This is a genomic window from Longispora fulva, from assembly GCF_015751905.1.
Taxonomy (GTDB): Bacteria; Actinomycetota; Actinomycetes; order Mycobacteriales; family Micromonosporaceae; genus Longispora; species Longispora fulva.
On sequence record NZ_JADOUF010000001.1, the window covers coordinates 374,826 to 398,431 of the forward strand.

Below are 23,606 nucleotides of genomic sequence, written 5' to 3' on the forward strand. Positions count from 1 at the left end.
GGCGGTGGGAGACGTCAGCGGACGCCGAGCAGGTGTTCTGTCGCGAGCTGGTCGAGGCGCTCGTAGCCGCAGCCCTGGGCGGCGGCGGCCCGCACGTCGAAGCGTCCGAAAGCGTGTGATCGCAGGTCGTCGAGGGATTCGCCGGCTCCCAGGGTCGGCAGGGCGAGTTGGTCGGCCCGCGCCGCCGCGTACGCGTAGGCGACCTCGGGATCGGCCCGGAACGCGGCGGCCTTCGCCCTGAGGATGCGGTAGTTGCGCATGCAGCCGGCCGCCGATTCCCACACCCCGGTCATGTCCTCGGTGCGGGGTGGTCTGACGTCGAAGTGCCTCGGGCCGGTGTACCCGCCGGTCTCCAGCAGGTCCACCAGGAAGAAAGCTCTCTTCACGTCGCCGGCCCCGAAGCGCAGGTCCTGGTCGCGGCGGGCACCGTGCCGGCCGTTGAGGTCGATGTGGAAGAGCTTGCCGCTCCACAGCGCCTGGGCGATCCCGTGCACCACGTTCATGCCCGCCATCTGCTCGTGGCCGACCCCGGGGTTCACGCCGACCATGTCGGGGTGTTCGAGCCGGTCGATGAACGCGATCACGTGGCCGATCGTGGGCAGCAGCAGGTCGCCGCGGGGCTCGTTCGGCTTGGGCTCCAGGGCCAGGCGCATGTCGTACCCGCTGCTGAGCAGGTAGTCGCAGAGGATGTCGACGGCCTCCTTGTACCGGTCGAGTGCGGTCCGGATGTCCTTGGCAGCGTCGGACTCGGCTCCTTCGCGCCCGCCCCACAGGACGTACGTGCGCGCGCCGAGCTCGGCGGCGAGGTCGATGTTGCGCATGACCTTGGCCAGGGCGTACCGGCGGATGTCGCGGTTGTTCGCGGTGAAGCCGCCGTCCTTGAACACGGGATGGCTGAACAGGTTCGTCGTCGCCATGGGCACCACCAGACCGGTGGAGTCGAGTGCATCCCGGAACCGGGTGACGTGCTTGTCGCGCGCCGCGGGTTCGGACCCGAAGGGGATCAGGTCGTCGTCGTGGAACGTGACGCCGTAGGCCCCGATCTCGGCCAGGCGGTGCACGGCCTCGACCGGGTCGAGTGCGGGTCGGACGGCGTCGCCGAACGGGTCGCGGCCCTGCCAGCCCACGGTCCACAGGCCGAAGCTGAACCGGTCCGCCGAGGTCGGCTGGTAGGGGTCGTGGCCCAACCCCGCCAGGCTCAGCGGGGACACGTCAGTGTCCTTCCGCAGGGGTCCTCGGTGTGGTCGAGGACGACGGACGCGAGGCGGCGGAGTCGGGATCTGGCCATCGGATTCTCCTGTTCAGATCAGCGGGTGTCGCTGTCTAGTCCTGGGCTTTCCCACTGGTGACGCGCGCCAGTACCAGTGCGGTGAGGATGATCGCGCCGTAGATCGCCTGGATCCATTCGGCGGAGACACCGGCAAGGGTGAGGATGTTGTTGATCAGGCCCAGGACGATGACGCCGCACAGGGCCCCGAAGAGCGTGCCCTTGCCGCCGTCGAGGCTGACTCCGCCGATGACGGCCGCGGCGAACACGGTGAAGATCATGCCCTGGCCCTGGGCGGCGGCGACGGAACCGAGCCGACCTGTCATCAGCACGCCCGCGAGGGCGGCGAGCATGCCCGCGACGATGAGAGTGGTCCACACCACCCGGTCGATGCGGATGCCGCCGGAGCGGGCCGCGTCGGCGTTGCCGCCGATGGCGTACAGGGCCCGGCCGCTGCGGAAGTACCCGAGGACGGTGATGCCGACGCCGAAGGCCACGCCCGCGATCCAGATCGACGCCGGTAGTCCCAGCCAGGTGGTGCTGCCCAGGTAGCTGAACGAGGAGGGCACTTCAAAGAGTGTCTTGCCGCCGGTGATGCCGACCTGAAGGCCGCGGAGCACGATGAGCATGCCGAGGGTCACGATGAACGCGGACAGCCGGAACTTCAGGATCAACAGTCCGTTGAACGCTCCGATCAGGAGCCCGACGAGCAGGCACAGGACCAGCGCCAGACCCGGCGGCAGTTCGGTTCCCAGGCCGCCGTTGACGGCGGGTACGACAAGGCCGATGGCCAGCGCCGGTGCGAGGCCGACCGTCGACTCCAGCGACAGGTCGAACCGGCCCGATATCAGCACGATCGCTTCGGCGAGTACGACCAGTGCCAGTTCGGTCTGTTGCTGCAGTACGTTGATCACGTTTTCAGGGGACAGGAACACCGGGTCGACGAACGCGCCCGCGACGACGAGGGCGAGGATCGCGGGTACGAGCGCGAAGTCTCGCAGGCGGTGCAGACGCGGTCTCGGGACGCGGGGTCCGGTCGCCAGGGTGCTCACGTTGTGGTTCATCGCCCGAGTACGCCTTCCATCGCGGCCACGAGGTCGGCGTCCGCCCAGCCGCGTGACATTTCCCTGACGATGTGCCCTTTGACCATCACCAGTACCCGATCGCACAAACGCAGGTCGTCGAGTTCGTCGGACACCATGACGACTCCGGTACCCCGGCTGGCGGTCTCGGCGACCACTCCGAGGAGGAACTCCTTCGAGCGCACGTCCACACCGGCGGTGGGCCCGATCAGCACCAGTGCGCGGGGCGCACTGGCCAGGGCTCGCGCCATGACCACCTTCTGGGCGTTTCCCCCGGACAGTGTTCCGACGGGTTGGTCGGGTCCGTCGGTCTTGATGGCGAGGTCGCCGATCATCCGCTCGGCCAGGGCACGCCGGCGCCGGGGCGGGATGAATCCGGCCGGGCCGAACTCGTGGGCGATGGTCAGCGTGGCGTTCTCGGCGACGGACATCGACGAGACGAGCCCCTCGCGGTTGCGGTCCTGCGGCACGAACCCGATGCCCATGTCCAGCGCTTCCCGGACATCGCCGGGCATGACCTCCAAGCCGCTCGCCCGGACAGCGCCGTGGGTGGCGCGGCGCAGTCCGGCGATCGTTTCGGCCACGGCCGCCTTGCCACTGCCTCCGCCACCGGCGAGTCCGACGATCTCCCCGACGCGGACTCTCAGGGACACGTCCGTGTAGTGCCCCGGCAGTGTCAGGTCCGACACCTCGAGTGCGGCGAAGGCGGCTTCGTCGATGCGGCGCGCGGCCGTGTGTCCGTTGACGCGCCGTCCCTCGCCGGTCATGGCCTCCACGAGGCCCGTGGCCGGCAGGTCCGCCACGGGAGTGGTCAGGACATGGCGGGCGTCACGGTAGACGGTGACGTCCTGGCACACCTCGTAGATCTCCTGGAGGTGGTGGGAGATGAACAGGAACGTCACCCCCTGGCTCTGCAGATCCCGCATGCGTTGGAACAGGCCGGCGATGGCCGCGCCGTCGAGTTGGGCGGTGGGCTCGTCCAGGACGATGAACCGGGCCCCGAACGACAGCGCCCGGGCGATCTCGACCATCTGGCACTGTTCGACGGTCAGGTCCCCGGCGAGCGCGCGCGGGTCGACGGGCACGTCGTACTGGTCGAGCAGATCCGTGGCACGACGGCGCAGCGCCCCCCAGCGGATCGGGCCGCGCACCGACTGACGGTTGAGCAGCAGGTTCTCGGCGACCGACAGTGACGGGATGATGGTCGACTTCTGGTACACGCAGGCGACGCGCCGGCGCCAGCCGTCGCGGTCGGACAGCGCCGGGGCGGGTGCGCCGTCAAAGGTGACCAGGCCGTCGTCTGGACGCTGCAGCCCGGTGAGGATCGACACCATGGTGGATTTGCCGGCCCCGTTGCGCCCGACGAGAGCGTGGGTGCGCCCGGCGTGGACGACGATGCCGGCGTCGTCGAGCGCCACGGTGCCCGCGTAGCGTTTGGTGACATTGCGGGCCTCGGCGACCGGGACGTGCGTCGGCGCCGAGGCGGCGTGGGTCGACGGGGTCATGTGCCGACCTTGTTGCCCCAGAGCGTCGGCTCGTCGACGTTCGCGGCGTTGACCAGCGGCGCGTCGAGCTGGTCTTCGAGGGTGCCGTTGCCGACGTCGACGATCGTGGAGTTGTGGTCGGTCGGGCCCGTGGTGAACTTCTTGCCGTCCAGGGCCGCCTTGGCGTAGATCAGTGCCCACTTCGCGTACAGGTCCGCGGGCTGGGAGACGGTCGCGTCGATGTCGCCGCGGCGGATGGCGGCGAACTCCTGCGGGATGCCGTCGTTGGACACGATCGAGATGTGCCGGGAGTCGCCCGGCGGTACCAGGAGGTTCTTCTGCTTGAGGACCTGCAGTGTGGGGGCGAGGAACACGCCGCCGGCCTGCATGTAGATGCCCTTGATGTCGGGGTGCTGGGCCAGTCGTGTCTGCAGGGCCGCAGCGGCCTTGGCCCCGTCCCAGTCGGTGGGTTCGGCGAACAGGGTGATCCCGGGGTAGTTCTTCGTGAGGCAGTCGGCGAACGCCTCGGACCGGTCACGGCCGTTGATCGAGGTCAGAGCCCCCTGGAACTCGATCACCTTGCCCTTGCCGCCGAGCTTGTCGCCGAGGAACCTGCACGCCTTTTCCCCGTAGGCCCGGTTGTTGGCGCGCACGACCATGAAGACGTTGCCCTGGTCGGGACGGGTGTCCACCGCCACCACCGGGATCTTCTTCTGGGCGAGCACCTGCAGTGTGGACGAGATCGCGGCGGTGTCGTGCGGGGCCAGCACGATCGCCTTGGCCCCCTGGCTGGCCATGGCCTGAGCGTTGGCGGCCTGCTTGGCCACGTCGTTCTGCGAGTTGGTGGGATTCATCAGGTTGATGCCCAGCTCGTTCGCGTACTGCGGGACGTACTTGGCGTAGGAGTTCCAGAAGTCGGAGTCTGACCGGGGCAGGTCGACACCGATCTGCGGGTTCTTGGCCACTCCGGCGGCTGGCGAGGAGCTTCCGCAGGCCGTCGCTGTCGCTGAGACCGTAGCCAGGCATAAGAGTGCCGCGACGGTACTGATTCGTGAGTTCATCGGTGCCTCGTTCGTTGTGGGTAGGAGTCGCGATTGCCCGGTCAGAGGATGCCGTGGCGGTCCCAGACGCCGCGGAGGGTTTCGCCCGCGAGGAGTTCGGCGAGGACCGTGGTCTCGGCCCGGGCGCGGGCCCTGGCGCGGTCCAGCACGTCGTGGGCGACGTCGTACGGGATGACGACGACGCCGTCGTCGTCGGCGAGGACGAGGTCGCCGGGGCGGATGGTCACCCCTCCGAGGACCACGGGCAGCCTGCTGCCGGTGACGCGCATTCGGGCCCTGAAGTCGGCTGGCTGACGGGCGCGGGAGAAGGCCGGAAAGTTGAGGCCGGCGATCTTCGGGGTGTCCCGCAGGCAGCCGTCGGTGATGACGCCGGTGACGCCGTGGCCGAGTGCGGCGGCGCTGAACAGCTCACCCCAGAAGGCGGACCGGTGACTGTTGTCAGTCGCCACTACGACAAGCTCACCGGCCTGTAGGGAGTCGATGAAGGAGATGGCGTCGGCGTACGGATCGTCCGGGTCCTCGCAGGTGGGCGCGAACTGCACGGTGGCCGCGACGCCGAACGCCCGGGTGCCCGGCAGTAGCGGCAGGAGATCGGCGGCCACCACCTGGGCGCGAAGCCCGATCGCGTCGAGCGCGTCGGAGATCATCGGGCTGGTCAGGCGTTCGTCGCCCGCGCGGGACCGAAATGCTTCGCGCGTACCGGCGGCGATCTCAGCGGATGACATGGCCCGCCCCCGGCTGGAAGGGAAAGGCGTCCTCGAGCTGCGGGGTCAGGCGCACTCCCAGCCCGGGCGCGGTGGGCGTGGCCAGCATTCCGTCGCGCAGGTCCGGAGGCGAGACGAGCAGCGCGTCGCGGAGCGGGTTGGGCAGGGTGCAGTACTCGAACAGTCGGACGTTCGCGTGGCTCAGCGACGCGTGCAGGTTGGCCATGAGCGTCACTCCGCTGCCCCACACGTGGGGGACGCAGTCCACGCCGTGGGCCGCGGCGAGGTCGGCCACGGCATGGAACGCGCGGAAGCCACCGACGAAGGTGACGTCGGGCTGGGCGATGTCCACGCCGCCGGCCGTGATGAGTTCGCGGAACTGTTCGAACGTTCCGTGCGATTCCACGCCGGAGATCGCCACCGGCAGCGCCGCGCGGACAGTCACGTAGCCGGCGACGTTCTCCGCCCGGCAGGGCTCCTCGTACCAGCGACCCCCGTGCGCGGCCACGGCCTCGCCGACCAGGACACAGTCGCGGATCGCCCACGGTGTCGACGCGCACCCCTGCACCGCGTCGAGCACGAATCTGGTGCGGGCGGGCAGGCTCGGTACGACGAAGTCCAGGAGCGCGATCGTGGTCGCGGGGTCGCGCATCGCCCGGAATTTCACGGTCCTGAGGCCGGCGGCGACCTGCTGGTGGGCCCAGTCCTTGATGTGCTCGAAGGTGGTTCCGAGTCCGCCGCTGGCGTAGACCTCGATCTTCTCCCGCACGGTGCCGCCCAGCAGCGCGTGGGCGGGCACCCCCAGACGTTTGGCCACCGCGTCCACGCACGCGGTCTCCAGCGCGCCGATGGCGCCGGACGTCAGGCCACCGCGGGACCAGAAGGCCGTGTGGTCCCGCAGGTGGTCCCCGACGCGCACCGGGTGGGCCAGCGGCACGCCCACCAGGTACCGGCTGAGCTCCTCGACGATGCCGGGCACGGCGCGGGCCGCCATGATGCCGGCCCCGACCTCGCCCAGGCCGGTCGTGCCGTCGGACAGCGTGACCTCCACGAGGGCCGCGTCCCAGGAGCGGATCACTCCGCCGACCCAGGTGAGCTCCTCGCCCGGCGGATAGACGGCCGACAGCAGCACGGTACGTACCGATTCGACCTGAACAGCCGAATCTCTGTCGATGTCCGTTGCGTCGAACACGGATGGGGTAGCCATCGGGGAGCCTTCCTTGTGGGGAGGGAGGACCGGTCGCATCTCCCCTCGTAAACCTCGGAGGACTAGCGGTCCAGACGTGCACGTTATCCCTCGACTTCCGGCAATAGCAAGGGTAGTCCTCGGAGGAGCTGACGTTGGGCGGCGCGTGCACGGGAGTATGTGGGACGCCGGGGACATAAGTCCGAGCTGCAACCGCGGTCCGAACGCCCGCCTGACGTGGCTCCTCCGAGGTTTCGCTCACCTGATCACTGGAGTAACGGGCGCCCGGGGGCCCGTGACGTAGATTGCAGGCGTGGGTGACGGAGATTTTGGCTGGTCCGCCCGTGCCATCGCGGTCTCCCGCCTCCGACGTCCTCGGAGGAGGTTCAGTGTGGCTCCGCGGTGCGGAAGGTGATGGCGCACGCGGACAGGAGGAAGGTGCACGTGACAGTCACGGATCAGGCAATCGATGCGATCAAGGCGATGATCGCCAGGGGTGAGCTGGCTGCCGGTGACCGGCTTCCCAACGAGGAGATCTTCGCTGAGCAACTGGGTTTGTCACGCAACTCGCTGAGGGAGGCCATGAGGGCCCTGATCGCGATGGGGATCCTGGTCTCCAAACAGGGGGACGGCACCTACGTCTCGAGCCTGGAGCCGCACGTCCTCCTGGAATCGCTGGCGTTCGCCGCCGATGTGTCCAGCAGCAGGGGTGTGTCGCACATGCTGCAGGTGCGTCGGATGCTGGAGCCTCAGGCCACGGCGCTGGCCGCGGTGCGCGTCAGCGATGCAGACATCGCCGCACTGCAGGGGTGTATAGACCGGACCGTCGAGGAGATGGGGGTCGAGGACTTCATCACCTTGGACATGGAGTTCCACCGGCGCATCATCGACCTGGTCGGCAACCCGGTGCTGTCGATGCTGTTGGAGATCCTCGCCGGGCGGACGGTGCGCACCCGGGTCCTGCGCGGAACCCGGATCGCCGACGCCCAGGAGGTGATCCGTCGCGAGCACCAGGCGATCCTCGACGCCCTGATCCTGCGGGATCCCCAGCTGGCGGCGGCGGCGGCCGCCATGCATGTCGCCGGCGTCGAACGGTGGGCCGCGGAACAGGCGGCACTCTCCGGCGGCGCCGCATAGAACGCGGGCGGGGGTTCATCCCCAGCGGACTCCGTGGTAGCCCGGCGGCAGGTCGACGCCGACGAAGTGCAACAGCGTCCCCGCGATCAGGCGCAGCTGGCCCACGTCCCTGAACGGTGAGTTCCGTTCGATGTGCCAGATCCGGTGGGTCTCCTTGGCCATGGCGGGGTCGGCGAACCGGATGCTCAGGTCGTAGATCTGCCCGGCCTCGTCCAACCATCGGCCGTGGTGGGGGTAGTGGTTTCCCGCCGGCAGGGTGATCTGGTACTCCACCGGGCAGGTCTCGCCCTGCGCCAGCGGCGCCGGGAGCAGGAGCTCGACTGCGACCAGCCCTGTGGAGCCCTCCACGCGGGACCGCCCGATGACGCACCCTTCACCGGCGCGGGCCGCCGGGATGACCCCTCGGTCCGCTTGGTGGTGGACGACCAGGCGGTCGGCGCCGGCGACCCGGGCCCGCACCGTCAGGCGCACGTGGAGCGTCCAGTCGTAGCGCCCGTGGCCGACCCTCAGGGACTCGTGCGCGACCAGGACGCCCACGGATCCCCGGGCGATTTCGACCTCCTGGCGTCCGATGGTTCCCGGGCGGCGCGACGTGCTCAGGCTCCGTCGCTGCCGGACGGGCCCCAGTGCCAGTGTGCCGAGTCCGCTCACGCCCAGGACGTCCTCCAGCGCGCGCAGGACCAGTCGCGAGTTGGGGCGCGTGGGTCGGGCGTTGCCCCGCTGCCAGTTGCTGAGGGTCGACACGCTCACATGCACGCCCTTGTCGGCGAGGTGGTCGTGCAGCCGTTGCAGGCTCAGGCGCCGGCTCCGGATGGCCTGGCGTAGCGCCGTGTGAAACGGCGTGCCCGGAAGGCGGACTGACATGTCACCTCCCGGGTCGGCCGTCGTCACGGGACGTGCGCACTCGTGGTTGGATAACGTTAACTCCAACACATTACGACGGGCAAGTCAACGTATTCAAACACAATGGCACCAGATGCTGGGCGTGGTCATGCTGACGTCGCCCGCCGCTGGCCGTCTCGTACCCGTCGAGGAAATCGTTATTTTCCGGTAGGGTCGGTCGGTCTTGTTCGATGCCGCTCAGGTTGGTGTGGCAGGCCAGGGAGGGCTCGATCCATGGACATCCTCACCCGCTTCACCGAGCGGTTCGGCGAGCGCCCCGACGGTGTGTGGGCGGCGCCCGGCCGGGTCAATCTGATCGGCGAACACACCGACTACAACGAGGGCTTCGCCCTCCCCTTCGCGATCGACCGGCAAACCCGCGCGGCCGCCCGAACGCGTGCGGACAGTATCGTCCGGGTGGCCTCGGCGGCGGCGGGCTTCGCCCCGGTCGAGTTCTCGCTGGACGAGGCCCAGCCCGGCCGGATCGAGGGCTGGGCCGCCTACCCGCTCGGTGTGCTGCTCATCCTGAAGCGCCTCGGCCACGCGGTGCCCGGCCTGGATATCATGGTCGAATCGGACGTCCCTGTCGGTGCCGGGCTCTCCTCCAGCGCGGCGCTCTGCTGCTCGGTGGCGCTCGCCGTCAACGACCTGGCGGGGCTGGAGCTCACCCTCGAAGCCCTGGTCGAGATCACCCGGCAGGCCGAGAACCACGTGGCCGGTGCCCCCACCGGGCCGCTGGACCAGTCGGCATCACTGCTCGGCGTACCCGACGCCGCCGTACTGCTCGACTGCCGCACCCTGGCCGCCCGGGCGCTGCCGCTGGGGCTGGATGCCGCCGGGCTGAGTGTCCTGGTGCTCGACACCCGGGCTGAGCACGCGCACCACGACGGCGGCTACGCCGCCCGGCGAGACGGCTGCGAGCAGGCCGCGCGGGTCCTCGGGATCGGTGCACTGCGAGACCTCGGGACAGAGGAACTGACGGGCCGGGCCCAGAAGGTGCTCGACCCCGGGGCCTATCGGCTGGTGCGCCATGTGGTGACCGAGAACGCCCGGGTACTGGAGACGGTGGCCATGCTCGACAGCGGCGGCCCGGCCACGATCGGCCCGCTGCTCACCGCCTCACACGCCTCGCTGCGCGACGACTTCCAGGTTTCCTGCGCCGAGCTCGACGCCGCGGTGGAGGCGGCGCTCGGCGCGGGCGCACTGGGTGCCCGGATGACCGGCGGCGGCTTCGGCGGCTCGGCGATCGCCCTGGTCAGCGCTGATGCGGCCCCGGCGGTGGCCGAGGCCGTGACCGCGCGCTTCGCGGCAGAGGGCTTCGCGGTGCCCGCCGTCTTCCCGGTGCGGGCGTCGGCCGGCGCGCACCGGGTGGACGTCTGACCCGGGTGGCGCCCGCCAGGCGGCGGGAAGGCTGACGGCACCAGGGCGACGGGTCGGTCAGCGGGCCACCAGGCTCAGTTCGAAGGAGTAGAGGGACGCGCGGTAGACGTGCGCGCCGTACTCGACCGCCCGGCCGCCGTGGTCGTAGGCCGTCCGGGCCATGGTCAGCAGGGGCGCGCCCCGGCTCTCGGTCAACAGTTGCGCCTCGGCGGCGGTGGCCCGGCGCGCGCCGATGGTCTGGTCGGCCACGCGGAGGCGTACCCCCGCGTCGCGGAGAATCTGGTAGAGCCCGTGTGCCTGCAACTGTTCGGCGGTGATGTCGGCGAGGCCGACCGGCAGGTAGTTGTGCAGTAGGGCGAGGGGCTCGTCCTGGGCGTACCGCAGGCGTTCGATCGCGACGACGTCCGTGTCCGGCGGGATGTGCAGGGCCGCCGCGACCTCCTCGGACGCCGGGACGACGCCGAAGGACAGCACGTCGGTGCGGGGCTGGCGCTGGGCACGGTCGAGGTCGTCGTAGAGGCTGGACAGTTCGACCTGGCGGCGGATGCGGGTGTGGGCCACCTGGGTGCCGACGCCGCGCTTGCGGACGAGCATGCCCTTGTCGACGAGGTACTGGATCGCCTGCCGCATGGTCGGCCGGGCCAGCCCGAGCTGGTCGGCGAGGGCGATCTCGTTCTCCAGCCGGGCACCCGTGGCCAGCTGGCCCGTCTCGATCAGCTCCTCCAGGCGTTGGGCGACCTGGAAGTACAGCGGGACCGGGCTGGACCGGTCGAGGCGGATCAGCGGAGCTACGGGTTCCATGACCCCATTATGCCGATGCCAGGTAATCCGCACGTCCATATGTCTAGACAAACTCTTGACGGCCACGTGTGAACTGGGTTACAAAGATGTGACGAACAAGGTCGCCCTTGCGGCCCCTGACCTGGTAGGAGGCCTCACCCCATGCGGATAGGACTGATCGGCGTCGGCCGGATCGGCAGTTTGCACGCACAGACCCTGGCCGCGCTTCCGGCCGTCGACGGCGTGGTCATCACCGATGCCGACACCGCGCGGGCCCGGGCCGTCGCCACCGACACGGGCGCCGAGTTCGCCGGCTCCGTCGAGGAACTGCTCGGCGCGGGCATCGCCGGGGTGGTGATCGCCGCGCCGACCTCCGCGCACGCCGAACTCGTCCGTGCCGCCGCCGCAGCCGGGGTCGCGGTGTTCTGCGAGAAGCCGATCGCCTCCGACGTCGCCGGTACCCGCGCGGTGCTCGCCGACGTCGCGGCGGCCGGGATCGCCCTGCACGTCGGGTTCCAGCGCCGCTTCGACGTCGGCTTCGTCGCCGTCCGCGACGCCGTGCTGGCCGGGAAGCTCGGCTGGCTGCACACCCTGCGGTCCTGCACCTCCGACCCCGCCCCGCCGCACGCCGACTACATCCCGAACTCCGGCGGCATCTTCCGCGACTGCGCGGTGCACGACTTCGACGTGGTCCGTTGGACGACCGGCCGCGAGGTCGTCGAGGTGTACGCGACCGGAGCCAACCGGGGCGAGGCGTTCTTCGGCGCGGCCGGCGACGTCGACACGGCCGCCGCGCTGCTGACCCTCGACGACGGCACCCTGGCGGTGTGCACGGCCACCCGGTACAACGGGGCCGGCTACGACGTCCGGCTCGAGGCCTGCGGGTCGGAGGGGATGCTCACCGCCGGGCTCGACGACTCCTCGGCGCTGCGTTCGGCCGAAGGCGCCCCGTGGCCGGCCGGTCCGGCCCACGATGGCTTCATGTCCCGTTTCGCCGCCGCCTACCGCGCCGAGCTGGCCGCGTTCTGCGAGGTCGCCGCCGGTACCCGCCCGAGCCCGTGCACAGGGGAGGAGGCCGTCGCGGCGCTGCTCGTCGCGGAGGCCGCAGACCTGTCGCGCCGGGAGAACCGTCCGGTCCGGATCACGGAGGTCGACCAGTGAGGATCGCGGGAGCCCCGATCTCGTGGGGCGTGTGCGAGGTGCCCGGCTGGGGCCATCAGATCTCCGCCGACCGGGTGCTCGCGGAGATGCGCGACTCCGGGCTCACCGCCACCGAGTTCGGGCCCGACGGGTTCCTCGCCGCGGATCCGGCGGCCCGGGTCACCCAGCTTGACGGGTACGGGCTCGGCGCCGTCGGCGGCTTCGTACCGGTCGTCCTGCACGATCCCGGCCACGACCCGGTACCCGGCGTCGAAGCCCTGCTCGACGGGTTCCTCGCCACCGGGGCCGGCGTTCTTGTGTTCGCCGCCGCGACCGGCACCGACGGCTACGACACCCGACCCGACCTCGACGAGCACGGCTGGAAGACGTTGCTGGCCAACCTGGACCGGCTCGCCGCGCTCGCCGTCCGGCACGGCCTCACCGCCACCCTGCACCCGCACGTCGGCACGATGGTCGAACGCTCCGACGAGGTCCGCCGGGTGCTCGCCGGCTCCGCGATCCCGCTCTGCCTGGACACCGGGCACCTGCTCATCGGGGGCACCGACCCGGCGGCGCTGGCGGCGGAGTTCCCGCACCGGGTCGCGCACGTGCACCTCAAGGACGTCGACGCCGCCTGGGCCGACCGGGTGCGCTCCGGCGAGGTCGCCTACACCGCCGCCGTCGCGGCCGGCATGTACCGGCCCCTCGGGCAGGGCGACGTGGACATCGCCGGCATCGTTGTCGCCCTCACCGACGCGGGCTACGACGGCTGGTACGTCCTCGAACAGGACGCCGTGCTCGCCGCCGAACCCGCCCCCGGCAGGGGACCCGTCTCCGACGTGCTGGCGAGCCTGGCCTACCTGAGGACGGTGTCGCCGTGAACCCGTTCGACGTGCTCGTGATCGGCCGGCTCGGCGTGGACCTGTACCCGGACCAGACCGGGGTGGGCCTCGCCGACGTGGAGACGTTCGGCAAGTACCTGGGCGGGAGCGCCGCCAACGTCGCGGTCGCCGCCGCCCGGCACGGCCGGAGCGTGGCGCTGGTCAGCCGGACCGGCGCGGACCCGCTCGGGGAGTACCTGCACCGGGAACTGCGCGGCTACGGCGTCGACGACCGCTGGGTCACCGACGTGCCCGGCCTGCCGACCCCGCTGACCCTGTGCGAGATCTTCCCGCCCGACCACTTCCCGATCTACTTCTACCGCTGGCCCAAGGCCCCCGACCTGGTGATCCACCCCGAGGAACTCGACCTCGACGCGGTCGCCGCCGCGCGGCTGCTGTGGCTGACCGGCACGGGACTGTCCGCCGAACCGAGCCGGGCGGCGCACCTCGCCGCCCTGCGGGCCCGCGACCGCGCCGGGCACACCGTGCTGGACCTGGACTACCGGCCCGTGCTCTGGGGCTCCCCGGAGGAGGCCCGCGCCGCGCTCGAGGAGGCGTTGCCGTACGCGACGGTCGCCGTCGGCAACCTCGACGAGTGCGAGGCGGCGGTCGGGGAACGCGACCCGCACCGTGCCGCCGAGGCGCTGCTCGACCGGGGCGTCACGCTGGCCGTCGTCAAACAGGGGCCCGAGGGGGTGTACGCCAGCACCGCCGACGAGGCCGTCCGGGTGCCGCCCACCCCCGTCCGGGTCGTCAACGGGCTCGGCGCCGGGGACGCGTTCGGCGGAGCCCTGTGCCACGGCCTGCTCGCCGGCTGGAACCTGGAACGGATGATCCGGTTCGCGAGCGCCGCCGGCGCGATCGTCGCCGGGCGGCTGGCCTGCGCGCCCGCCATGCCGACCACCGCAGAGGTGGAGACATTCGAATACCAGGGGGTGCTCGATGCGTGACCTCGACCGGGCCATGCTCGTCGACACCCGGGCCGCGAGCCCCGGGGCGGTCGCGGAGGCGGCCCACCGCCGGCCGCGCCGCGACGTCCGGCCTGACGGCCGGCTGATGCTGATCGCCGCCGACCACCCGGCGCGCGGGTCCCTCGGCGTCGGCGACCGGCCGCTGGCCATGGCCAGTCGGGTCGAACTCCTCGACCGGCTTCTTGTCGCGCTGTCGCGGCCCGGCGTCGACGGGGTGCTCGCCACCCCCGACGTGCTGGAGGACCTGCTGCTGCTCGGCGCGCTCGACGGCAAGCTGGTGATCGGCTCCATGAACCGGGGCGGGATCCCCGGCACGGCGTTCGAGTTCGACGACCGGTTCACCGCCTACGACGCGGCGTCGATCGAGGACATGGGCTTCGACGGCGGCAAGATGCTGCTCCGGATCGACCCCACCGACCCGGCGACGGCCCGGACCCTCGAAGGCTGCGCGCACGCGGTCACCGACCTGGCCGCCCGCGGACGCCTCGCCATGGTCGAGCCGTTCTGGGTCCGCCGCGACGAGGACGGCGCGCGCCGCAACGACCTGTCACCGGAGGCGATGATGCGCGCGGTGGCGATCGCGCAGGGGCTCGGCGCGACCTCGGCGTACACGTGGCTGAAGGTGCCGGTGGTCGCCGACATGGAGCGGGTGATGGAGGCCTCGACGCTGCCGGCGCTGCTGCTCGGCGGGGACCCGTCCACCGCCCCCGAGGAGATCTACGCCGACTGGGCGAAGGCGTTGCGGCTGCCCACGGTCCGCGGACTGGTCGTCGGCCGGGCCCTACTGTATCCGCCGGACGACGACGTCGCCGCCGCGGTCGACACCGCCGTGGGGCTGCTGTGACCCGCCCGGGGGAGTGCCACCTGCCGCGCGGGGCCGCCGCGAACGGTCCGTTCGCCGTGGACGTCGCCATGGGGTACCCGTCGCTGCGTGTTCTTGACCTGGCCCCCGGGGCCTCCCACGTCCTGGACACCGGGGACGAGGAGGTGATCGTCCTGCCGCTGGCCGGCGCGGCCACCGTGGACTGCGAGGGGCAGAGCATCGCACTGGCTGGCCGGGCCGACGTGTTCGCCAGGGTCCCCGACTTCTGCTACCTGCCCCGGGGCGTCACGGCGACGCTGACCAGCACGGCCGGCGGCCGGTTCGCACTCTGCGGTGCCCCGGCGCTGAGGGACCTGCCCGTGCGGTACGGCCCGGCGGCCGACGTCCCCGTCGAGCTGCGCGGCGCCGGCGGGTGCAGCCGGCAGGTCAACAACCTGGCCGCGGCCGGCGGGTTCGAGTGCGACCGCCTGATCGTCGTGGAGGTGCTCACGCCGGGCGGCAACTGGTCCAGCTACCCGCCGCACAAGCACGACGAGCACACCGCCACGGAGTCCGAACTGGAGGAGATCTACTACTTCGGGGTCCGCGGCGGCGGCGTCGGCTACCAGCGCGTCTACGGCACGGCCGAGCGCCCCATCGACGTCCTCGCCGAGGTCCGCGACGGCGACGTGGTGCTCGTCCCGCACGGCTGGCACGGTCCGTCGATCGCCGCGCCCGGCTACGACCTGTACTACCTCAACGTGATGGCCGGCCCCGCCCCCGAGCGGGCCTGGCGGATCTGCGACGACCCCGACCACGCCTGGATCCGGGACACGTGGGCCGACCAGCCCGCCGACCCCCGGCTCCCCCTTACCGGAGGTGCCTGATGCCCAGCCTGACCGTGGCCCAGGCCCTCGTGGAGTTCCTGGCCGCCCAGCACACCGAACGCGACGGGGTGCGCCGCCGCCTGTTCGCCGGCTGCTTCGGCATCTTCGGGCACGGCAACCTCGCCGGACTCGGCCAGGCGCTGATGCAGGCCGGTGACCGGCTGCGGTACCACCAGGCCCGCAACGAACAGGCGATGGTGCACACGGCCGCAGCCTACGCCCGGATGACCGACCGGATGTCCACGTTCGCGTGCACCGCGTCGGTGGGCCCCGGCTCGACGAACATGCTCACGGCCGCCGCCGGCGCGACCATCAACCGGTTGCCCGTCCTGCTGCTGCCCGGGGACACGTTCGCCACCCGGGTCGCCGACCCGGTCCTGCAACAGCTGGAGGCGCCCTACGCCGGCGATGTCTCCGTCAACGACTGCTTCCGCCCCGTGTCCCGCTACTTCGACCGGATCACCCGCCCGGAACAGCTCGTCGACGCCGCCCTCAAGGCGGTGCGGGTCCTCACCGACCCGGTGGAGACCGGGGCCGTCACCCTGGCGCTCCCGCAGGACGTGCAGGCCGAGGCCTACGACTGGCCGGAGGAGTTCCTCGCCGAGCGGGTCTGGACGATCCGCCGACCCCCGCCCGAACCTGACGTCCTCGCCGAGGCGGCCCGCCTGATCCGCGCCGCCCGCCGCCCGCTGATCGTCGCCGGGGGAGGCGTCATCTACGCCGGGGCCACCGAAGCACTGTCCGCGCTGGTCACGGCCACGGGAATACCCGTCGCCGAAACCCAGGCCGGCAAGGGCTCCCTGCCGCACGGGCACCCCGGGGCGCTCGGCGCGATCGGGGCCACCGGCACCACGGCCGCCAACGCCGTGGCCCGCGAGGCCGACCTGGTGATCGGCATCGGCACCCGCTACAGCGACTTCACCACCGCCTCGCGGACCCTGTTCGCCGACCCGGGCGTGCGGTTCGTCAACGTCAACGTCGCCGCCCTCGACGCGCACAAGCAGGCCGGACTCGCCGTCGTCGCCGACGCCCGCGAGGCGCTGACCGCGCTGACCGGCGCACTGCACGGCTGGCGGGTCGGCGCGGATTACGAGAACCGGACGGCCGCGCTCATCGCGGACTGGACGGCGACCGTGGACGCCGCCTACGCCCTCGACCGGCCGCTGCCGGCCCAGAGCGCCGTGGTCGGGGCCGTCAACGCCGCGGCCGGCACCGACGGGGTCGTGGTCGCCGCCGCCGGTTCCCTGCCCGGTGACCTGCACAAACTGTGGCGGCCGGCGGACCCGAAGCAGTACCACGTCGAGTACGGCTACTCGTGCATGGGCTACGAGATCGCCGGCGGACTCGGGGTCAAGATCGCGGCCCCCGACCGGGAGGTGTTCGTCCTGGTCGGCGACGGCTCGTACCTGATGATGGCCCAGGAGATCGTCACCGCCGTCGCCGAGGACCTCAAGCTGATCGTCGTCCTCGTCGAGAACCACGGCTTCTCCTCGATCGGCGCGCTGTCGGAGACCGTGGGCGCGCCGCGCTTCGGGACCTGGTACCGCGACGTCACCGGCGGCCGGCTGCCCACCGACCTCGCCGCCAACGCCGCGAGCCTCGGCGCGGACGTCCTGCGGGTCACCACCATCGGGGAGCTCGCCGCCGCGCTCGCCGAAGCCCGCCGCTCGACCCGCACCACGGTCGTGCACATCGAGACCGACCCGCTCCTGCCCGCGCCGGCCTCCGGGGCCTGGTGGGACGTCCCGGTCGCCGCGACCTCCACCACCGAAGCCACCCGCGCGGCCCGCGCCACCTACGACGACGCCAAGCGCCACCAGCGCGTCCACCTGTGAGAGGAACACCCTGATGCGACGCATCGAGCACGTCATCGCCGGCCAACTGACCTCCGGAACCCGGTGGGCCCCGGTGTTCAACCCCGCCACCGGGGCGGTCCAGGCCGAGGTGGCGCTGGCCACCGCCGCCGACGTCGACGCCGCCGTCTCGGCCGCCCGCAAGGCGTTCGACGCCTGGCGGGACACGTCGCAGACCCGCCGGGCCCGGCTGATGTTCGCCTTCCGGGACCTCCTCGAAAAGCACGAGGACACCCTCGCGGCACTGATCTCCGACGAGCACGGCAAGGTCCTCGACGACGCCCGGGGCGAGGTGATCCGGGGCCGCGAGGTCGTCGAGTTCGCCTGCGGCATCCCCACCCTGCTCAAGGGCGGCTACTCCGACCAGGTGTCCACTGGCGTCGACGCGTACTCCTTCCGCGAACCGGTCGGGGTGTGCGCCGGGATCACGCCGTTCAACTTCCCGGTCATGGTGCCGTTGTGGATGCACCCGGTCGCGATCGCCTGCGGCAACACGTTCGTGCTCAAGCCCAGCGAACGCGACCCCTCGGTGTCGAACGTGATCGCCGAGATGTACGCCGAGGCCGGCCTGCCCGACGGCGTGTTCAACGTCGTGCACGGCGACCGGGTGGCCGTCGACGCGCTGCTGGACCACCCCGACGTGGCCGCCGTGTCCTTCGTCGGCTCGACCCCGGTCGCTCGGCACGTCCACCAGCGGGGCACGGCCGCCGGCAAGCGGGTGCAGGCGCTGGGCGGCGCGAAGAACCATGCCGTGGTACTCCCCGACGCCGACCTCGAAGACGCCGCCCGGCAGATCACGGCCGCGGCGTACGGCTCCGCCGGCCAGCGGTGCATGGCGATCTCCGCCGTGGTGGCCGTCGGCGGCGCGGCCGACCCCCTCGTCGAACGGCTGGCCGCGCACGCCGCCGCTATCCGGGTCGGCCCGGGCCGCTCGGCCGGCAGCGAGATGGGCCCGGTCGTCACGGCCGAGTCCCGCGACCGCGTCCTCGGCTACGCGGCCCGGGGCGAGCGGGCCGGCGCCACCCTCGTCGTCGACCGCCGCGACACCACCGTGGACGGCCACCCCGATGGCTACTTCGTCGGCCCGGTCCTCCTCGACGGGGTCACGACCGACATGGACGTCTACACCGACGAGATCTTCGGACCAGTCCTCGTCGTCCTGCGGGTCGACTCCCTGGACGAGGCCGTCGACCTCGTCAACTCCAACCCCTACGGCAACGGCGTGGCCGTGTTCACCGGCAGCGGCGAGTCCGCGCGTCGGTTCCAACGCGCCGTGACCGTAGGCATGATCGGTATCAACGTGCCGATACCCGTCCCGATGGCCTTCTACTCGTTCGGGGGCTGGAAGGCATCCCTCTTCGGCGACACCCACGTCCACGGACCCGAGGGCGTGTCGTTCTACACCCGCGCCAAGGCGGTCACCAGCCGCTGGCCCACCGGCCCGGCCGGCCGCGCGGACCTGCGATTCCCGACCGCCTCCTGACAGCGGCCGGCCCCCACCACATCTCCAGGAGAAGACATGAAGGTCACCAGACGTCTCGGCGTCGCAACGGTCGCGCTGGCCACCGTCGCACTCGCCCTCACCGGGTGCAGCGGCAAGAACGACGCCGGCGGCAAGACGTCGGACGCGTCCGGCCGCAAGTTCGCCGTGATCACCCACGGCTCGGCCGGCGACGCGTTCTGGGACGTCGTGAAGAAGGGCGCTGAGCAGGCCGGCAAGGACCTGGGCGCGTCCGTGTCCTACCAGGGCTCCGGCAAGGCCGACGAGCAGGCCAACCTGATCAACTCGGCGATCGGCGACAAGGTGAACGGGATCGTCGTCTCGATGGCGAACCCCGACGCGCTCGCCGAGCCGATCAAGCGGGCCATCGCCGCCGGCATCCCCGTCATCACCATCAACTCCGGCCAGGCCAAGTCCGCCGAACTGGGCGCGCTCGCCCACGTCGGCCAGGACGAGAGCGTCGCCGGGGAGGGCGCAGGGCGCAAGCTCGCAGGCGCCGGGGTGAAGAAGGTGCTCTGCGTCGTGCACGAGGCCGGCAACATCGGCCTCGAGCAGCGGTGCGGGGGCGCACGGACCGGACTCGGCGGCGAGGTCGTGAACCTGCAGGTCAGCATCTCCAACATCGCGGAGGCGCAGAACACCATCGCGTCGAAGCTGCAGGCCGACAAGTCCATCGACGGGGTACTGGCCCTCAACCCCGCCATCGGCGTCGCCGCCGTCGACGCGGTCACCAAGGCCGGCTCCTCGGCCAAGGTCGCCACGTTCGACCTGTCCGCCGACGTGATCGACGCCGTGTCCGCCGGCAAGATCCTGTTCGCGGTCGACCAGCAGCAGTACCTGCAGGGCTACCTGCCGATCGTGATGCTCAACCTGTACGCCACCAACGCCAACACCGTCGGGGGCGGCAAGCCGGTCTACACCGGTCCGGGCTTCGTCACCAAGGAGAACGCTGCCACGGTCAAGGACCTCGCAGGCAAGGGCACCCGCTGACACCACCCCTCCGGGGCGGGCGCGTCGTCGCCCGCCCCGACCCGACACAGGAGGTACCGATGGCCAAGGTCGCAACCGTCCCCACGGACGAGCGCCTCGCCACCACGGGGCTGGCCCGCAGGCTGCTGACCCGACCAGAGCTCGGCGCGGCCGTCGGTGCGGCGGCCGTGTTCACGTTCTTCGCGCTGTACACCGAACAGTTCGCCACCTCCACCGGCGTGGCGAACATGCTCGACCCGGCGGCGACGCTCGGCATCATGGCAGTGGCCGTGGCACTCCTCATGATCGGCGGCGAGTTCGACCTGTCGGCGGGCGTGACCACCGCCAGCTCGGCGCTCATCGTCGGCATGCTGGCCACCGAACTCGGCCTGAACGTCTGGGCGGCCCTCGGCGTCGCCATCCTGTTCGGGGCGTGCGTCGGCCTGCTCAACGGCATCCTCGTGGTCCGCACCGGGTTACCGAGCTTCATCGTCACCCTCGGCACCTTCCTGATGCTGCAGGGGCTCAACCTCGGGATCACCAAGCTCGTCACCGGCACGGTGCAGGTGCGCGGGCTGAAGACCGCGGACGGGTACGCGTCCGCCCACGCCGTCTTCGCGTCCACCTGGAAGATCGGCGGCGGCGAGTACCGGGTGACGATCCTGTGGTGGCTGCTCGCCACGGCCGTGGCCACCTGGGTGCTGTTGCGGACCCGCGCAGGCAACTGGATCTTCGCGGTGGGCGGCAACGCCACGGCGGCCCGCACGGTGGGCGTGCCCGCCGCGCGTACCAAAATACTGTTGTTCGTGACGGTGTCGGTCACCGCGTCGATCGTCGGCGCGATGCTCCTGCTGCGGCTCACGTCGGTGCAGGCCAACGCGGGGATCGGGGAGGAGTTCCAGTACATCATCGCCGCGGTGATCGGCGGCTGCCTGCTCACCGGCGGCTACGGCTCGGCGATCGGCGCCGCCATCGGGGCTCTCATCTTCGGAATGGCCAAGCAGGGCATCGTGTTCGCCGGCTGGGACAGCGACTGGTTCCAGCTGTTCCTCGGCCTGCTGCTGGTGCTGGCCACGCTCCTCAACCTGTACGTCCGGCGTCGCGCGGAGGCGAAGAAATGAGCCCGCTCCTGGAGGTCAGGGACCTCGGCAAGACCTACGGCAACATCATCGCCCTGTCCGGGGTGTCCACGGTCGTCGAGGCCGGGTCGGTGACCTGCGTGCTCGGCGACAACGGGGCCGGCAAGTCGACCCTGATCAAGATCCTGGCCGGGGTGCACCAGCACGACGAGGGCGCGCTGCTGTTCGACGGCACACCGATCTGGTTCTCCGGGCCGCGCGATGCACTCGACCGGGGCATCGCGACGGTCCACCAGGACCTCGCCCTCGTGCCCCTGATGTCGGTGTGGCGGAACTTCTTCCTCGGCAACGAACCCACGAAGGGCTTCGGCCCGTTCCGGCGCTTCGACGTCGCCGCCGCCAAGGAGACCACCCGGGCCGAACTCGCCGCCATGGGCATCGACATCCGCGACCCCGACCAGCCGATCGGGCAGCTGTCCGGCGGGGAACGCCAGTCGGTGGCCATCGCCCGGGCCGTGCACTTCGGCGCCCGGGTGCTGATCCTCGACGAGCCGACGTCCGCGCTCGGCGTCCGGCAGGCGGGGGTCGTGCTGCGCTACATCGCGCAGGCCCGGGCCCGGGGACTGGCCGTCGTGTTCATCACGCACAACCCGCACCACGCGTACCCGATCGGGGACCGGTTCCTGGTCCTCAAGCGGGGGCGCAGCCTGGGGAACTTCACCAAGGCGGACCTGACCCGGGACGAGCTGATCCACCTGATGTCGGGCGGCGCGGAGCTGGAAGCCCTCACCCACGAGCTGGGTCTCGACCCGCCGGCCTGACCCGGAGGCCTTCCGCCGACCACCCACGCCCCGCCCGCCCGGTTCAGGCGTTGGCGTGAGGCGGTCGGTCAGAGTCGGAGCGTGAGCTTGCAGATGTTCGCCGCGTACGCCGTGGCCATCCCGACCGACTGATATAGGTGGTGCGGGACAGCGGGGCGGCTCTCCGGTTGCGGCGGAAGTCGCCCCGGCGGGTGCCGATCTGACTGAGAATGGGGGCACCACCAACCGATCAGGGGGCGCGGGTGACGCACGCAGCGGCGACGGGCGGCGAACAGGCCGGCCTCCTCGACGAGTTGGGCCGCCTGATCCGCGCGGGCCGACCGGCGGACGCGGTCGTGCTGGCCGACGGGGCACTGGACGGAGGGCTGCCGGACCGGACCGCGGCCACGGTGCTGTTGTACAAGCTCAGCGCGCTGCTCAACCTCGATGACGTCGAGCGGTGCCCGGCCACCGTCGACGCCGTGCACGCACTGCTCGAGCGGTTCGACGATCCGGTGGTGGTGGGGGAGTTCCATGCCCTCGCGGCCCGGGTCACCCAACGACTGGGCGCCCTGGAGCTGTCGGTCCAGCACCTGGTGCGCGGGGTCCGGGCGCTGGAGCGCGCACCGTCCGGGTTCGCGTCGGCGACGGCCTGGCTGGACGTCGCCGTCACGTACTCCTATATCGGTTTCCACACCGAGGCCGTGGAGGCCCTGGCCCGGGCGCGACGGATCGCGGCGACCGCCGGTCTGGAGCCCGCGACGTTCTCCCATCCGGAGATCCGGGTGCGCTACGCCCTGTGGCTCGACCAGCAGGGCGACACCGCCGGATGCGTGCGCGAACTCCTCCGGGTGAACATGACGCTCGGTCCGCAGGACATCCAACCCCAGGAAACCCCCTTCCTCGTGTACGCCGCAGCCCGGCTGGCCGCCCTGGGAGTACGGGCGCACCGCCAGGTCACCGTGTTCACCGACAACTACGAGGCGACCTCGCCGGAGGCCGTCGCGGTCATGCTCGCGGCCGACGCGTGCCTGGCCATCGCCGCGGGCGACCCGAAACGCGCGCTGGCCCTCCTCACGGCGGTGGAGGAGGACGGCCACGTCCCGGAGGCCGAGGTGTACCGGCTGCGCGCGCTGGCCTACGCCCGCGACGGTGAACTCGCCGCAGCGTTGGCCTCCGAGCGGATCGTGCACCGCGGGATGCGGGACCGCTCCGCCCGCCTGCACAGCCTGTACGTGGAGGGCGTCGCGGCCCGCCTCGACCAGGACGACCTGCGCCAGACCGTTACCCGATACTCCGACGAGGCGCACACCGACCTGCTGACCGGCCTGCCCAACCGCCGCAACCTGGACAGGTTCGTCGGCGACCTGATCAGCGAGGGGAGGCACGGCACACTGGTCGTGGCCGGCCTCGACGACTTCACGACCGTCAACACCGTCCACGGGCGGCTGTCGAGCGACGAGGTGCTGCGCCAGGTCGCCGCGATCCTCGGCCGGCTCCTGCGCGGCAGCGACTTCCTGGCCCGCTACGGCGGCGACGAGTTCGTCATCGTCCTTCCTGACACCCCGCTGGCCGCCGCGTCCGACGTCACCGGTCGGCTCGCGGCCGCCGTCAACAGCTTCGACTGGGCCATCCTGGTCCCGGGCACGCCGGTCACGGTCACGATGGGCCTGGCGGAGCTGAGCCCCGGTACGGACATGGTCGCCGCGTTCCAGGCCGCCGAACAGGCCCGGTCCCGGCGGAAGGCCGGCCGCTGACCC

The 23,606-nt window shown here is 71.5% G+C and carries 21 protein-coding genes; 13 read left to right on the forward strand and 8 right to left on the reverse strand.

All coding sequences use genetic code 11. The annotated features are described in order from the left end of the window. Positions 1-14 precede the first annotated feature (14 nt). From xylA to IW245_RS01600, 6 genes are all read right to left on the reverse strand, one after another. Positions 15-1,202, reverse strand: a complete 1,188-nt coding sequence (gene xylA, locus IW245_RS01575; protein ID WP_231399162.1) for a xylose isomerase — start codon at positions 1,200-1,202, stop codon at positions 15-17. Between the two features lie 121 nt (positions 1,203-1,323). Continuing rightward, positions 1,324-2,331, reverse strand: coding sequence for an ABC transporter permease (locus tag IW245_RS01580; protein ID WP_197001405.1), 1,008 nt, complete (start codon positions 2,329-2,331; stop codon positions 1,324-1,326). Continuing rightward, positions 2,328-3,854, reverse strand: coding sequence for a sugar ABC transporter ATP-binding protein (locus IW245_RS01585; protein ID WP_197001406.1), 1,527 nt, complete (start codon positions 3,852-3,854; stop codon positions 2,328-2,330). Before IW245_RS01585 ends, IW245_RS01580 begins: the two co-directional genes overlap by 4 nt. Beyond that, a complete protein-coding gene (locus IW245_RS01590; protein WP_197001407.1) occupies positions 3,851-4,894 on the reverse strand; it encodes a sugar ABC transporter substrate-binding protein in 1,044 nt (347 codons plus the stop codon). The genes IW245_RS01585 and IW245_RS01590 overlap by 4 nt, the downstream gene beginning before the upstream one ends. A 41-nt stretch (positions 4,895-4,935) precedes the next feature. After that, positions 4,936-5,619 (reverse strand): RraA family protein, encoded by a 684-nt coding sequence (locus IW245_RS01595; RefSeq protein WP_197001408.1) that lies wholly within the window; start codon positions 5,617-5,619, stop codon positions 4,936-4,938. Continuing rightward, positions 5,606-6,805 (reverse strand): mandelate racemase/muconate lactonizing enzyme family protein, encoded by a 1,200-nt coding sequence (locus IW245_RS01600; RefSeq protein WP_197001409.1) that lies wholly within the window; start codon positions 6,803-6,805, stop codon positions 5,606-5,608. The genes IW245_RS01595 and IW245_RS01600 overlap by 14 nt, the downstream gene beginning before the upstream one ends. A gap of 393 nt (positions 6,806-7,198) precedes the next feature. On the opposite strand from IW245_RS01600, the gene IW245_RS01605 reads away from it, so the two are divergent. Continuing rightward, positions 7,199-7,921 (forward strand): FadR/GntR family transcriptional regulator, encoded by a 723-nt coding sequence (locus tag IW245_RS01605; RefSeq protein WP_231398621.1) that lies wholly within the window; start codon positions 7,199-7,201, stop codon positions 7,919-7,921. A gap of 15 nt (positions 7,922-7,936) precedes the next feature. On the opposite strand, the gene IW245_RS01610 is transcribed toward IW245_RS01605, so the two are convergent. Next, the gene (locus IW245_RS01610; protein ID WP_197001410.1) at positions 7,937-8,785 is read right to left on the reverse strand and encodes a helix-turn-helix domain-containing protein; all 849 of its coding nucleotides are present in this window, start codon (positions 8,783-8,785) and stop codon (positions 7,937-7,939) included. Positions 8,786-9,037: 252 nt separating this feature from the next. Here IW245_RS01610 and galK point away from each other — a divergent pair, with 252 nt between their 5' ends. Further along, on the forward strand, positions 9,038-10,183 hold the full coding sequence (gene galK / locus IW245_RS01615; protein ID WP_197001411.1) for a galactokinase: 1,146 nt from the start codon (positions 9,038-9,040) through the stop codon (positions 10,181-10,183). Positions 10,184-10,240: 57 nt separating this feature from the next. Here the strand turns inward: galK and IW245_RS01620 are convergent, their stop codons facing one another. Further along, the gene (locus IW245_RS01620) at positions 10,241-10,984 is read right to left on the reverse strand and encodes a GntR family transcriptional regulator (RefSeq protein WP_197001412.1); all 744 of its coding nucleotides are present in this window, start codon (positions 10,982-10,984) and stop codon (positions 10,241-10,243) included. 141 nt (positions 10,985-11,125) lie between these two features. Here IW245_RS01620 and IW245_RS01625 point away from each other — a divergent pair, with 141 nt between their 5' ends. The 11 genes from IW245_RS01625 to IW245_RS41985 all read left to right on the forward strand — a co-directional run bounded on the left by IW245_RS01625 (position 11,126) and on the right by IW245_RS41985 (position 23,603). Continuing rightward, the gene (locus tag IW245_RS01625; protein WP_197001413.1) at positions 11,126-12,124 is read left to right on the forward strand and encodes a Gfo/Idh/MocA family protein; all 999 of its coding nucleotides are present in this window, start codon (positions 11,126-11,128) and stop codon (positions 12,122-12,124) included. Continuing rightward, on the forward strand, positions 12,121-12,984 hold the full coding sequence (locus IW245_RS01630) for a TIM barrel protein (protein ID WP_233473163.1): 864 nt from the start codon (positions 12,121-12,123) through the stop codon (positions 12,982-12,984). Before IW245_RS01625 ends, IW245_RS01630 begins: the two co-directional genes overlap by 4 nt. After that, complete coding sequence (gene iolC, locus IW245_RS01635; RefSeq protein ID WP_197001414.1) at positions 12,981-13,934, forward strand: 5-dehydro-2-deoxygluconokinase; 954 nt, start codon at positions 12,981-12,983, stop codon at positions 13,932-13,934. The genes IW245_RS01630 and iolC overlap by 4 nt, the downstream gene beginning before the upstream one ends. Next, positions 13,927-14,799, forward strand: a complete 873-nt coding sequence (locus tag IW245_RS01640; RefSeq protein WP_197001415.1) for a Cgl0159 family (beta/alpha)8-fold protein — start codon at positions 13,927-13,929, stop codon at positions 14,797-14,799. Before iolC ends, IW245_RS01640 begins: the two co-directional genes overlap by 8 nt. After that, complete coding sequence (iolB, locus tag IW245_RS01645) at positions 14,796-15,644, forward strand: 5-deoxy-glucuronate isomerase (protein WP_233473164.1); 849 nt, start codon at positions 14,796-14,798, stop codon at positions 15,642-15,644. The genes IW245_RS01640 and iolB overlap by 4 nt, the downstream gene beginning before the upstream one ends. Continuing rightward, positions 15,644-17,479, forward strand: a complete 1,836-nt coding sequence (iolD, locus tag IW245_RS01650; RefSeq protein ID WP_197001416.1) for a 3D-(3,5/4)-trihydroxycyclohexane-1,2-dione acylhydrolase (decyclizing) — start codon at positions 15,644-15,646, stop codon at positions 17,477-17,479. Before iolB ends, iolD begins: the two co-directional genes overlap by 1 nt. Positions 17,480-17,492: 13 nt before the next feature. Continuing rightward, positions 17,493-18,980: a CoA-acylating methylmalonate-semialdehyde dehydrogenase gene (locus IW245_RS01655; protein WP_197001417.1), complete on the forward strand. Its 1,488-nt coding sequence runs from the start codon at positions 17,493-17,495 to the stop codon at positions 18,978-18,980. A gap of 36 nt (positions 18,981-19,016) precedes the next feature. Next, positions 19,017-19,988: a sugar ABC transporter substrate-binding protein gene (locus tag IW245_RS01660; RefSeq protein WP_197001418.1), complete on the forward strand. Its 972-nt coding sequence runs from the start codon at positions 19,017-19,019 to the stop codon at positions 19,986-19,988. A gap of 59 nt (positions 19,989-20,047) precedes the next feature. Further along, positions 20,048-21,088: an ABC transporter permease gene (locus tag IW245_RS01665; protein WP_197001419.1), complete on the forward strand. Its 1,041-nt coding sequence runs from the start codon at positions 20,048-20,050 to the stop codon at positions 21,086-21,088. Then, positions 21,085-21,867: an ATP-binding cassette domain-containing protein gene (locus tag IW245_RS01670; protein ID WP_197001420.1), complete on the forward strand. Its 783-nt coding sequence runs from the start codon at positions 21,085-21,087 to the stop codon at positions 21,865-21,867. Before IW245_RS01665 ends, IW245_RS01670 begins: the two co-directional genes overlap by 4 nt. Positions 21,868-22,109: 242 nt before the next feature. Continuing rightward, positions 22,110-23,603 carry a GGDEF domain-containing protein gene (locus tag IW245_RS41985; protein WP_197001421.1) on the forward strand — a complete coding sequence of 498 codons (1,494 nt, stop codon included), beginning with the start codon at positions 22,110-22,112 and terminating at the stop codon, positions 23,601-23,603. Positions 23,604-23,606: the final 3 nt, after the last annotated feature.

Excerpts from the sequence above, each read along its gene's own strand:
- IW245_RS01580 (WP_197001405.1), bottom strand. The coding sequence starts at position 2,331 with ATGAACCACAACGTGAGCACCCTGGCGACCGGACCCCGCGTCCCGAGA.
- IW245_RS01585 (WP_197001406.1), bottom strand. The coding sequence starts at position 3,854 with ATGACCCCGTCGACCCACGCCGCCTCGGCGCCGACGCACGTCCCGGTC.
- IW245_RS01590 (WP_197001407.1), bottom strand. The coding sequence starts at position 4,894 with ATGAACTCACGAATCAGTACCGTCGCGGCACTCTTATGCCTGGCTACG.
- IW245_RS01595 (WP_197001408.1), bottom strand. The coding sequence starts at position 5,619 with ATGTCATCCGCTGAGATCGCCGCCGGTACGCGCGAAGCATTTCGGTCC.
- IW245_RS01600 (WP_197001409.1), bottom strand. The coding sequence starts at position 6,805 with ATGGCTACCCCATCCGTGTTCGACGCAACGGACATCGACAGAGATTCG.
- IW245_RS01605 (WP_231398621.1), top strand. The coding sequence starts at position 7,199 with ATGGCGCACGCGGACAGGAGGAAGGTGCACGTGACAGTCACGGATCAG.
- IW245_RS01610 (WP_197001410.1), bottom strand. The coding sequence starts at position 8,785 with ATGTCAGTCCGCCTTCCGGGCACGCCGTTTCACACGGCGCTACGCCAG.
- galK (WP_197001411.1), top strand. The coding sequence starts at position 9,038 with ATGGACATCCTCACCCGCTTCACCGAGCGGTTCGGCGAGCGCCCCGAC.
- IW245_RS01620 (WP_197001412.1), bottom strand. The coding sequence starts at position 10,984 with ATGGAACCCGTAGCTCCGCTGATCCGCCTCGACCGGTCCAGCCCGGTC.
- IW245_RS01625 (WP_197001413.1), top strand. The coding sequence starts at position 11,126 with ATGCGGATAGGACTGATCGGCGTCGGCCGGATCGGCAGTTTGCACGCA.
- IW245_RS01640 (WP_197001415.1), top strand. The coding sequence starts at position 13,927 with ATGCGTGACCTCGACCGGGCCATGCTCGTCGACACCCGGGCCGCGAGC.
- iolD (WP_197001416.1), top strand. The coding sequence starts at position 15,644 with ATGCCCAGCCTGACCGTGGCCCAGGCCCTCGTGGAGTTCCTGGCCGCC.
- IW245_RS01655 (WP_197001417.1), top strand. The coding sequence starts at position 17,493 with ATGCGACGCATCGAGCACGTCATCGCCGGCCAACTGACCTCCGGAACC.
- IW245_RS01660 (WP_197001418.1), top strand. The coding sequence starts at position 19,017 with ATGAAGGTCACCAGACGTCTCGGCGTCGCAACGGTCGCGCTGGCCACC.
- IW245_RS01665 (WP_197001419.1), top strand. The coding sequence starts at position 20,048 with ATGGCCAAGGTCGCAACCGTCCCCACGGACGAGCGCCTCGCCACCACG.
- IW245_RS01670 (WP_197001420.1), top strand. The coding sequence starts at position 21,085 with ATGAGCCCGCTCCTGGAGGTCAGGGACCTCGGCAAGACCTACGGCAAC.